General features: G+C 44.7%; 4 protein-coding genes. 1 reads left to right on the top strand and 3 read right to left on the bottom strand.

What is annotated here, in order from left to right; genetic code table 11:
- Window positions 1–4: 4 nt before the first annotated feature.
- The gene (locus PLE34_RS07395) at window positions 5–1,279 is read right to left on the bottom strand and encodes an NAD(P)/FAD-dependent oxidoreductase (protein WP_324555464.1); all 1,275 of its coding nucleotides are present in this window, start codon (window positions 1,277–1,279) and stop codon (window positions 5–7) included.
- A 346-nt stretch (window positions 1,280–1,625) separates the two neighbouring features.
- Here PLE34_RS07395 and fusA point away from each other — a divergent pair, with 346 nt between their 5' ends.
- Entirely contained in the window at window positions 1,626–3,770 is a 2,145-nt protein-coding gene (gene fusA, locus PLE34_RS07390; RefSeq protein ID WP_324555463.1) for an elongation factor G, read from the top strand.
- Between the two features lie 1,092 nt (window positions 3,771–4,862).
- Here fusA and PLE34_RS07385 read toward each other — a convergent pair.
- Window positions 4,863–11,051 carry an alpha-2-macroglobulin family protein gene (locus tag PLE34_RS07385; protein WP_324555462.1) on the bottom strand — a complete coding sequence of 2,063 codons (6,189 nt, stop codon included), beginning with the start codon at window positions 11,049–11,051 and terminating at the stop codon, window positions 4,863–4,865.
- Window positions 11,052–11,274: 223 nt separating this feature from the next.
- A complete protein-coding gene (locus PLE34_RS07380; RefSeq protein WP_324555460.1) occupies window positions 11,275–12,447 on the bottom strand; it encodes a class I SAM-dependent rRNA methyltransferase in 1,173 nt (390 codons plus the stop codon).
- Window positions 12,448–12,625: the final 178 nt, after the last annotated feature.

The raw sequence follows: 12,625 nt of genomic DNA, 5'->3' as shown, positions 1-12,625 counted from the left end.
CCGGCTATTCTTTTTTCAGCGGTCTTATAATCATCCGGAGCGCCTGGTCTTTGGTAAAATAGGCAATCATCCAGTTATAAAGCGTGGTTATTTTATTGCGGTAGGTAACCAAAGAAATAAGATGAATGAACAACCACATGAACCAGGCGATAAATCCCCTGAAATGCAATGGAGGTTTAGGTAAATCGGCAACGGCTTTGTTGCGCCCTATAATTGCCATTGTACCTTTATCTCTGTAACGGAAAGGGCGAAGTGGCTGTTGTGCCGCTATTCTTCTAAAATTAATCGCCAGGTTTTTCCCCTGCTGCAGGGCTACCTGCGCCACCTGGGGATGTCCCTCCGGAAAATCCGGGTCGCTGGTTTGCAGGCAGGTATCTCCAATAGCGTATATATTGGAAGTGTTCTGCACTTTATTAAACGCGTCTGTCAAAAGCCGTTTGCCCCGTCCATAGGAAGTGCCGGGGATGCCGGCTATGGTTTTTGCGGAAACGCCTGCAGCCCAAATGAGTGTTTTGGTTTGAATATGTTCTCCGTTGGACAGGACAACCATGTCATTTATATAATCCTTTACCTGTATGTTCAGCTTAATTTCAACACCTAATTTACATAAAGCAGTATAGGTATCTTTTTGAGATCTGGGGCTCATTGGCGACAGTAACTGAGGGCCGCCGTCTATTAAATAAATATGGCTTTGATCTTTTGCCCCCCTGAATTCGGGATAGTCTTTACGGATAATAAATTTTCTCATCTCTGCCAGCATGCCCGATACTTCCACTCCTGTTGGTCCTCCACCGGCAATAACAATGGTAAGCAGCTTTTCTCTTTCTGTCTTATCCGGGGTAAGCGTGGCATTTTCTAATTGCTGCAGCAGGTAATTGCGCATTTCCAGCGCATCATTCACTGTTTTCATGGGAATGGCGTTTGCTTTCACATTCTCCAGCCCAAAATAGTTGCTTTCCGTTCCCGTGGCAAGCACTAAATAATCATATTCCAGATCACCGGATGACAACACTACTTTATTCTCCTGCGGAACAACTTTCAATAATTCGCCCATCCGGAAGCGGATATTTTTTTTGCCCTGGAACATTTTCCGAAACGGGTAGCTGATATTAGACGCTTCCAAAAAACCGGTAGCTACCTGGTAAAGCAGTGGCGGAAAGAAATTATAATTGTTTTTATCTGCCAGCGTAACGTTGAACCCGCTTTTATCCGATAAATGTTTAGCGAGGTTAATACCTGCAAATCCACCCCCTATAATTACTACTTGTTTTGTTGTCATTATTTAATTCCCTTTCTACATTGTTTGTCATAGAAAACTGCCCGTCCGCCGGTTTTCACCGTTTCTGTTGCCGCTTATTCGGTACATTGCTAAAATGCCTGACTCCCGGTGAGCTTCCTGTGGGGCAGGAGATTGGGGTTCTGCTGATGAACCAAGCACACATTATCAAGATGATAAAGCTACCAAACCTGCCCTGGTTTTCCCTGTTTTTTCTATATAAAATTTTAGAAAGGGCATGCTATTGTTTTCACACTAATTTCGCTACCTTTGCGCCTCAAAAAAATATAGTTGGAGTGCAATACGCTTTAATATATATTAAAAGTAAAAATATTTAATCCCCAATAAAATGGCAGACTTAAAATTTCAGAGAAACTTTGGTATTGCGGCACACATTGATGCAGGCAAAACCACTACTACAGAGCGTATTCTGCGCTATACCGGTATGATACATAAAACAGGGGAAGTGCATGACGGTGCTGCCACTACCGACTGGATGGAGCAGGAAAAAGAAAGAGGTATTACCATTACTTCTGCAGCGGTAAGTTGCCACTGGAACTTTCCTACCGTAAAAGGAAAGCCAACGCCTGATACAAAAAAATATAGTTTCAATATCATTGACACGCCCGGCCACGTGGATTTTACCGTAGAAGTAGAACGCTCCATGCGTGTGTTAGACGGGCTGATCGCCCTGTTTTCTGCCGTGGATGGTGTTGAGCCCCAGAGCGAAACCGTTTGGCGCCAGGCAAACCGGTATAAAGTACCGCGTATAGGGTTTGTAAATAAGATGGACCGCGCCGGCGCCGACTTCTTAAATGTAGTAAAACAGGTAAAGGAAATGCTGGGTGCTAAAGCTGTTCCGTTGCAGTTACCCATTGGTGCGGAAGAAGGCTTCAAGGGGGTGGTAGACCTTATTAAAATGAAAGGTATCATCTGGCATAATGAAACGGAGGGCATGACCTTTGATGAAATTGATGTGCCTGCTGATATGCTGGAAGAAGCCAATGAATGGAGAGGTCATTTGGTAGAAGCCGTTGCTGAATACGATGACAATTTAATGGAGAAGTTTTTCGATGATCCCAATACGATCACAGAAGACGAAATGCATACCGCCATTCGCAAGGCAACAATTGACCTGAGCATCGTGCCTATGATGTGCGGCTCTTCATTTAAGAACAAAGGCGTACAAACTGCCCTGGATGCGGTTTGCCGCTATCTTCCTTCTCCTATGGATATTGAGGCTATAGAAGGTGTGAATCCGGATACCGGCGAAACGGAAATCCGCCACCCCGATGCTAAGGAACCTTTTGCTGCACTGGCTTTTAAGATCATGACCGATCCCTTTGTGGGGCGCCTGGCATTCTTCCGGGTTTACTCGGGGCACTTAGATGCGGGTTCTTATGTGTTAAATGTGAGAAGCGGTAAGAAGGAAAGGATCAGCCGTATCATGAAAATGTTTGCCAATAAGCAAAATCCTGTTGACTTTATTGAAGCCGGAGATATTGGCGCTGCTGTTGGGTTTAAGGAAATCAAAACCGGCGATACGCTTTGTAATGAAGACCATCCCATTACCCTTGAAAACATGTTCATTCCTGAACCGGTTATTGCTATTGCGATAGAGCCTAAAACACAGGTTGACGTGGATAAGATGGGTATAGCTATCGGTAAGCTGGTAGAGGAAGACCCCACGCTGCGGGTAAATACCGATGAAGATACCGGCCAAACTATCCTGCGCGGAATGGGCGAGCTGCACCTGGAAATTATTATAGACCGGATGCGCCGCGAATTTAAAGTAGAGGTGAACCAGGGTGCGCCGCAGGTGGCATATAAGGAAGCGTTTACCGCTAAAGTTGAGCATCGTGAAGTATTGAAAAAGCAAACCGGTGGTCGTGGTAAGTTTGCCGATATTGTATTTGAAATGGGGCCTGCCGATGAAGAGTGGATGAATGAAAACCCGGGTAAAGCGTTCCAGTTCGTGAATGATATCTTTGGAGGCTCTATTCCGCGTGAATTTGTACCTGCCATACAAAAAGGATTTGAAACTTCTATGGGCAACGGGGTTCTGGCCAATTATCCCGTACAAAACATGAAAGTGCGTGTATTTGATGGTAGCTTTCACGATGTGGATTCCGACTCTATGTCGTTTGAGCTTTGTGCAAAAAGCGGATTCCGTGAAGCAGGCCGTAAAGCTAAACCCGTACTGCTGGAACCTATTATGAAGGTAGAAGTATTAACACCCGATCAGTACATGGGTGATGTAACCGGCGATATCAACCGCCGCCGCGGCATATTAGAAGGCATGGATACCCGTAATAACCTGCAGGTAATTAAGGCCAAAGTACCGTTGAGCGAAATGTTTGGTTATGTAACCCAACTGCGTTCGTTAACATCAGGTCGCGCAACATCTACCATGGAGTTCAGTCATTATAATCCTACGCCGAATAATATAGCTGAAGAAGTAATTGCAAAGGTGAAAGGAAAGGTAACGGCGTAATGAGTGGTGAGTGGTAAGTGATAAGTAAAAAAGATACACTTAAATAATAACCCGTTCTGCGAAGGTAGGGCGGGTTTTTTTATTTGGGTTTCCTGTTGCTTGCACAACAGCAAAGCAAGAATGAACCTGCTTTTAGGTGTTATGCGCAGGGTGAATTAATACGATATGATGTTACTCCAAAATAAAAAACCGGGCACTGCAGCCCGGCTATTATTCCAATAAACATAATTGTCTGTGCGTAAGATGCTATTCTTTTTGGCGAAAGATTAAAGCAACCTCGTTTTTACTTTTTGCTTTGTGATCATCTATCCTAATGATTCGATAATGTAAAGATGCTGCGAATTTACCCTTAGCGGAACTTTATTCGCCGGGGTGATTTGTTTCTCCGTTTTACGGGAGCTTTTGCCCGTTAAGTGTTTGTGCTTAGATTAAAATAGAGGCTATTTTTGATGCTGCTATATATGCTTCCTGCTGGCAGGATAGATACTTTTTCGTTTATCACTTATCCTGATAAACAAATGATAACCGGAAAGATATGGTTGGTTACCATCCTGGTTGGGGCAAATGTGCCAGTATCGCAAAAACAAAAGCCGGTCGTGTATGACCGGCTATGTTTCAATAATGCTGCGGGTTAGTGCGTAAATATTTTTACCCTTTTTTAGCGGGCGATTTAAGCAACTTCTTTTACTTTTTACTTCGTGATCATCTATCCTAATGATTCGATAGTGTAAAGATGCTACAGATTTACCCTTAAAGGAATTTTATTCGGCAGGCTGGTTTTTACCTTCGTTTTTTGGGAGGTTTTGCCCGATAAGTATTATTGCTTATACGCGGGTATATGCTTAATGTTTTGCCCGTAAATATATTCCTGAACCCGGCTACCGCTAAGCAGTTGATATATGTTAACGTGAATTTTGGATGTTCGGAAATACTTGACCAATCATTTCTCGCGGCGTACACAGCGAAGCAGCGTGCGCAAAGTATTCTTCTTTGCGCACGCCGAATCTTTGCGTGCACTGCGTGAAATAATGCTTTCCTACTCAGTCTAATAACATCCAAAACTCAGGTTATGTTAAGCCATGCATATGCTTTTTATTGCACGGCAATTCTTATCCCTTCGGAATGCGATATAAATTCAGGGGCATACATACACTGGATGGTAGCCACACCCACCGAAAAATTTCCCTGGTGCGTAACAAACAGCGGGTATTCGAACACGTAAGTGCCTTTACGCAGCCAACTGAAAAAGAAGCTGGTGGAGGCGTCTTTGGTACTTTCGTAATAGCCCAGCCCGTCCTGCCATTTGTATTGGCTCAATACGTTTACCGGTTCCGTTCCCGCAGCACGCAGGTCTTTCATATGCACATACTCCATATCCCTGTCTGACCGCAATTCAATCCTTACCTTTATTTTATCGCCCACCTTCAGTATCGTGCTGCTGTCCACGGGTTGAAGCACCGGACCCCTGTCGCTATTTGTTTCTCTGAACAATTGCTTTTTTAGCTGCAGGGGCATTTTATTTTCTGCCGGTACCGTTATTTTATCTAAGTCTTCAAAATATTGCCAGTACACGGCGCCCCAGCTTCCCGCATCTTGCTGCGCGGGAGCAGAAGATGAAGATACACTTACCTGTATATTACCCATTGCAGGCGTTATTGCATCTGCGTTGATCCTGTATTTAAAATATCCTGTACCCGCTTCGTCATTTCCTGAAGAAGAAAACTTCTGCGATCCCATTTGGATAGCTACCCCGGGTTGATCGTTTAACCACTTTGTTCCCTGCAGCAATAATGCATAGCTGGCTTCAGCGGTTGACCTGGTATTGCCCCAGTGCTGTGTTTGCTTTTGTTTCAGCAGCCACAGCTTCATATCATTCACGGCTTTTGCGTCCTGTGTTATTTCATTAAAGGCTTCAATGAGCAGGGCCTGTGTTTCTACAGGCGCTTCATACCAGTAATATCCCCGCCGGTTGTCTTTCCAGTACATGCCCAGCTCTTCATGCGTAATGGCATTTTCCTTGAGCGAAGCAAGGATGGCTTTGGGTGTGATTTTGTCGTTATCACGGTAGAGGCTCAGCGCGATCATGCCCCGGAAGTAAGGGCTTTGTTTTAACCAGAATTGCTTTGCCTGCTGCTTATAGTAATCATATGCTTTCAGGGATTTGGCATCTGCTTTTTTATTTTCAAAGAAGCTGCGCATATACAGGTATTGTATCGCTATGCCTGTAAGGTTATTCTTTTTAAGATCCGCTTTTTGTTTTAGCAGGTTGTCATAATCATCTTTTATCCTCGCATCGGCATAGCGCAATGCCTTTTCTATGATCTCATTCCATTCAGCATAACTTTTTTCAGACAAGGCATTTAATCTTTGCAAATGCCCCGCGCCGGTTATAATATACTGGGTGATATAGCGGTCTTCTTCTCCTCCTTTAAACCACACGAAGCCGCCATTAGAGCTTTGCATATCCTTCAGCTTGTTCAGGTTCGTTGCGGCTTCATTATCCATGCGCATCATGTCGAACAATAACGCTATCTTTTGTTTTTGTTCTGTTTCACTTTGCGCCTGCAATACCCAGGGTGTTTCCTGCAGTAATATGCTTTTCAGCTCTTCATTTTTTTCAAGGCCCGAAACAAGGCTTTTGCTGTTTGCGGAATCGGTACGCCATTTATCGTATACCGCTTTTATGCGTGGGGCGCTGTTGGCAATAAGCGTGGCTAATGTATTGGCGTAATACCGGTTGAAGGTTTGCTCCGAACATTCATACGGGTATTCGGTCAGGTAAGGCAGTGCCTGCACGGCATACCACGCAGGGTTTGCGGTATATTCAACCGTTAGTGCATAATTCTTTTGGGTTGAAGCGGGTGTATTATCCAGCTTCAGCAGCTTTTCAAATTTGAATTGTTTGGCGCCCAGGCCGCGCATATTCAACGGAAGGGTTTCTGTTATCAGCATGCGGTTGCTCAATACCGGCAATACATTTTCTTCACCGTCGGAAAGTGTGATTCCGCTAACACGTGGCGAAGAAGTTGCGCTGATCCGGTATAATAATGGCGTATTAAAGTTTTCGGGAATAGTAAGCTGAAACAGCAATGCTTCACTTTGACCCGGTAACAGGGAAAAGCTTTTTACCGGCACGGCATTATGAAACAGATCATCCACCGGTTGATTGGTGGCGGCGTTAATGAGCTCTAATCTGGCAAATCCATTAATCAGGCTGTCGCCTATGTTCACAAGCTTAGCGCTGAAAAACATGCTGTCCTTTTCCCGTACAAAGCGCGGCGCATTGGGTTGCACCATCAGCTCTTTTTGGGTAACGGCTAACTGTTGGGCATACCCTAAAGCCAGGGAAGGGGTGTGGGCCAATGTCATTAGTTTCCATTGGGTCAATGCTTCCGGCGCGGTAAAGCTAAATGATACATTGCCTGCGCTGTCGGTTTTCAGGTCCGGAAAAAAGAAAGCGGTTTCGTTGAAGTTTTTACGGATAACCGTATTGTTTCCCGGAGTTGTAGCTGAAGCCTCTTCTGTGCCGGGAGCAGGGGCTGTGCCGGTAAGTTTTGAGGCCTCCATAAAGCCTTCATTCATTGCCATTTGGGTAGGTGGTGCTGCAGGCGCTGCTTCTGCCGCTACTCCCATGCTGCGTTTTTGGCTGCCATAACCAACCACAACAACTTCATTCATCCGGGAGATCTCCGCATCAATCAACCGGTCGTAATTTTTGATGAATACTTCGTGTGCTTTCCCTGATGCATTTCCCAGGTCGTTTCTTTCCTGCGATTGCACTTCCGTGAAGTTCTGCCCTCCGTTCCAGTAGCTGCTAAAATAGTATACCGGCCATATGCCCGGCACAGACCAACTGTGCGGCTTAAACTGATCAAGCGATGCATCATACATGGCGGCCAGCATTTCCGCTGCTACTTTTTCACCTTGTTTGCCGCTTACTTTCACTTCCCATTTTTCATGGCTGCCGGGCTCCATCTTATCCCTGAAAGTAGTAAAGCTGATATCGAGTTGTTTATTGCTCCATGGAATATTAATAATATGGTTGTTGGCATAAAAACGGTTATTCTTTACAAAGAACTGCAGGATGCCAAAACCGCCACGGTCATCCTCCGTTGCCGCGAAACGGAAATCCTTCTTTTCATTATTCAATATAAGAAACTGGTAAGCGCTTTCGGAATTGTTTTGTGCCGCAGTGCTCAACGGACGGGGAGTGCCTTGAATGTCCCTGTCTGTTTGCTGAATCATAAACACATCATTAGCCGAAGTGCCGCTGAGAAAGGAAGCGGTTTCGCCCGGCTGTATAGCATGGGGTAGGCCTGTGTTCCAGGTATATGACGGTGATGGCAGCGTTTTGGATTTATTGTCGTACAACTGCACATATTCCATCGCTTTTACTTCGGCGCCAAACCTGTCTTTGGCTGTTACTTCTATGGCATACCAGCCGCCCCGGGGGAATTTGAAATTTGAGATTTGAAATTTGAGATTGGCTGCCGTAGTAAGGGAATCAGCATATACAACCGCCTCTTTTTTCCAGTTGTGGTAATCGGCTTCATCTTTGTATTCATCGTGCGGAAAAAGTGCAATGAACTCAACTTCGCTGTAAAGGAACTGGTCGGGCTTTTCCCAGTACCTGCTGCGAATAAGGCGCCCCGGATCCTGTAATGGATATATATTCACCTGCGCATTAACCGGTTCAAATTCACCATTCAGGTTTTTGCTGCTGATCGTAAGCGTTGTAAAGCTGTCTGCCGCAAGCGGCCCGTTTTGGGGCAAAGTAATAGCTAATTGAATGGCTTTATATCCTACCTGTATGATTTCCGTGCTGCTGCGGGTTTCACCATTAATATCCGTTACATCCGCTTCAATGGTATAATCAAAGATGGGGTCGAGTAACTGGCTGATGGTAAGATCGGGTATGGCATTAAAATGAATAGTAAAATTTCCGGCAGCATCAGTGGTTGTGGTGCCGTTCGTAATTTCCATTGGGGTTGTATTGGGCATTCCCCTGCGGTAATACAACCAGGGATAAATAAACCTGGCACTACGTGATACCCTGTATTTTACGTAGGCGCCGCTGATGTTATTACCGGCATAGGCTTTGGCTGAACCCGTAATGGTAACGGTATCGTTCACCCTATAACTATTTTTCGGCTTGTTGATGGCTACCAGGAACTTCGGGCGTTTATATTCTTCTACAGCAAAATACTGGCTGCTCTGGTTATATTCCTCTACCCATATGGCAAAATTTCCGGTGAGGGTATTTTGAGGTAAGCGAAATTGTCCGTGCAGGGAACCATATTCATTCAGGTTTAAGGCGAGTGAATCCAATGCCTGGCTGTTCACATCCCGGAGATATACTTTTACGGTTTTGCCGGTAATAAGTGTGGGCTTACGGGCAGTAGCATTTTTTGTAATGCCTATACCTTTAAAATATATGGTTTGTCCTGGCCGGTAAATGCTCCTGTCGGTAAAAAAATATACCCTTGCGTTTTCCCGCTCAAATTCTTCCGCTGTTGCACTTATATCATTTGCATTATAGCGGGTATACAGGTATTGGTAATCATCCATGAACAGGTAGTCCTTTTGCCACCTGATCTCCAACCGGGCGTTCCGGTTGGTTTTGCCGTCAGCGTTCAGTTCAAATAAACCATTTTTACCTGCTATTACCTGTTCCGCTTTCTGTAATTTGTTTTTCCTGTCTGTATAATCATATTTGGAAGTCCATACCTGCACCGAAGCGCCCGACAGGGGTTGGCCGGTATTACGGTGCAAAGCGAAATAGGTATTGCCATTGTTAATATAACTGATGTCGGATACATAAAAGAGCTGTGCTGCCAGCAGGTTTTCAGCAGTGGTAAAATCATTGTTTATGCTTCCCAGCAAAATATACTCTCCGGCGGGCAGGGCGTCAATTTTTATTTCAACCGAATGATCGCGGAAGTCGTCTGTTGCCGGCAGCTCCTGTTGCCATGAGCGTACAGCGGGCAGGGCAGTGAGCTTATTCCAGTAAGCGGTTTCGTAGCGGTTTTCCCACTGTGCTTTAAGTACTTTGTTTATTGGTATAACCCGGAAATGGCAGGTGAAGAAATTTTTATAGTTCACTAAGGTTCTGAAGGCCTCTCCCGGAACATTTACTTTTTCTGTTTTGAGCGTTAACGATTTGCGGAGTATGCTGTTGAGCAGGTTGCTGCAATTAGCAGCGCCTTCTGTTTTGGGAAAATCAGTCATTGTGCTTTCGCAAATTTCTTTGGCCGTTTTAAAGGCATACTTCAGGTCTTCATTCCCTTTTGCTTCATCATAGATGCTGCCCTGCTGAAAATAATACCGGGCCAGCAGCGCCCGGGCCTGCGCGGTTACGGGCTGGTTGCCGTATTGCGTTGTAAGGTGAGTTAAAGCCAGGCGGTAAACCTCCTCTTTATTGGGTATTACCGCATGGCGGTAAACGAATTGCAGCCTGCGTAAATCGGCATCCATCAGCGCATCGGGTGCCGCATCATTGCTATGAAAAGATAATAATTGCCGGAAAATGAGCAGTGCCTTATAGTGCAGGGAAGAAGAATCATTCGTTTGAAAAGTATGATGAATGAAATCAGCCACCGGGTCAAATGCTGCATTTTCATTGATGGTAAAAGCGTAAGCGGGTTTTGTTATATTCCTTTCGTCATTTTCAAAATAATCCAGTGCCCTGTGCGCTAAGAGATCATACAGGGTAGGGCGTAAGTTCCGGGTATTACCTTTAATGATAACAGGTTCGTATGCTTCGGGCCGGGTTTGCTGCAATAATTTTTCATCTTCTATTGAAGCCAGGTAGAGCGCGCTTATTTTTTCATGGAGGTCGTCTAAGGTCCAGGTAGCAACGTCTTGTTTATTAACAGCCACCGTATTGGTCCTGTTATACAATTTCCAACGGTTATTTTGGAGGTATTGCCAGTACATGCCGGCAGCTACCGACTGCAAAATATAACGTACAGGCGGTTGCGCTGTTTGTATCTCTGTTTCCACTTTCCGGATACTTTCTTCCGCACCGTTTTCTGTGGAGGGAATATTGAGATGGACCTGGTAGATGAGGGCTTTGATTAATTGCGCATTGTTCTTTTCTTTCTTTGCCCGCTCATATATTTTTTGCACTTCCGTGAGCGCCGACTGCGGCAATCCCTTTTCATTGATCAACTGGTCAACTTTTTTCCAGGCATCATCATAGCTCATTTTGGTTTGACTTTTAAGTTGTATGAATAATAAGCAGGATAGTATACAGAGTAGCAGGTGTTTCAAAAATTTCATGTTGTTCTATTTGGATGATATTCAAAATTAACGGGTAACAGGGAACCCATTCGCAATAAGAGATGCCGGGGTAAAAGGAATTGCATAAAAATAAACAAATCAATCGGCAAATGCCAAAAGCATGTATTCCAAAATAAGCTTCGCTGATTACGCAGCATACCCGCAGATTTTTCTGTTCTGCAAAATTCAGCGATAGCTGCGGTGCTTCCTAGAGCACTATTGCTCAACTCACCTCCACGATCAAAAATTTCAGGTAGTTGGTGTTTTCCATACCCGGAACGATGGGATGATCGGCCGATTGTGCCTGGAATGTTACCCTGCGTAATTTTTTGCGGGCGTCTTTGGCCGCCATTGTAATAATATCAAGGAATAATTCCGGTTGCACTAAACTGGTGCAACTGGATGTAACAAGAAATCCCCCGGGTTTCAGGAGCTTCATCCCCCGTAAATTAATTTCTTTATAGCCTGCAACGGCTCTTTCAATATTTGCCCGGCTTTTGGTAAAGGAAGGCGGGTCGAGCATTACCACATCATATTGTTTTCCTTCTTTCGACCAGGTTTTCAACGCATCAAAGGCGTTTATACAGTTGAAGCGGCAAACATCGCTATAGCCATTGAGCAGGGCGTTTTCCCGGGCCTGTGCGCAGGCGTTCTCCGAAATATCCAAACCTAAAACAGATTTGGCCCCATAATGTGCCGCATGAATTTCGAAAGTGCCGGTATAACAAAAAGCGCCCAGCACTTCCGCTCCTTTTGCTATATGCTGTATGGCGCGCCGGTTATCCTGCTGGTCTAAAAAATAACCAGTTTTTTGTCCGTTCGCTATATCAACATGAAATTGTAATCCATTTTCCCGGATGATAATATTGGTATCAAATGATGCAGATAAAAACCCTTTTTGCTGCGGCAGTCCTTCCAGTTCCCGCACGGGTACATCATTGCGTTCATAAATACCTTTTGGATTGAATATCCTGTGTAATGCCCCTGTAATGGCCGGCTTCCACACATCAATGCCTAAGGCAAGGGTTTGCAGAACAAAATAATCATTAAACTTATCAATAATAAGCTGGGGTAAGCCGTCGGCCTCGCCAAAAACCAGCCGGCAATTTTCTGTGTATCCCAGCCGCTGCCGGTATTGCCATGCTTTTAATAGCCGGGTATAAAAAAAATCATCATTAATTGTTTCATTCCTGTTCCGGGTCAGTAACCGTACAATGATCTGTGATTTGGGATTAATATATCCCCTGCCTATGAATTTATTGTCGTGCGTAAATACTTCCGCTATTTCTCCCCCGGTACAGGTTTCTTCTATTGTTTTTACTTCATTGCCAAATACCCAGGGGTGCCCGTTTTGGATCCTGTTGCCGGCTGTTTGCTTTAATTGTACTTTTATCATGAGGGCAAAGGTAGATGGGATTTAAAATTTGAAATTTAAAATTTGATCCGTCCGGTATTTTTGCCCGTGGCAGCGCTGCTGTCCCCCCGCTGTCGCTAAAGACGGAAGCCATTGTTAATCCGACAATAGGATTAGGTATTTTATTCTCAAATAGCTTTTAGTATTGAATAGGGGTGTG

Source organism: Agriterribacter sp. (genome assembly GCF_035445465.1).
Classification (GTDB): Bacteria; Bacteroidota; Bacteroidia; order Chitinophagales; family Chitinophagaceae; genus Agriterribacter.
The sequence above is the reverse complement of the archived record's forward strand: the minus strand, read 5'-3'. Positions and strand labels throughout refer to the sequence as shown.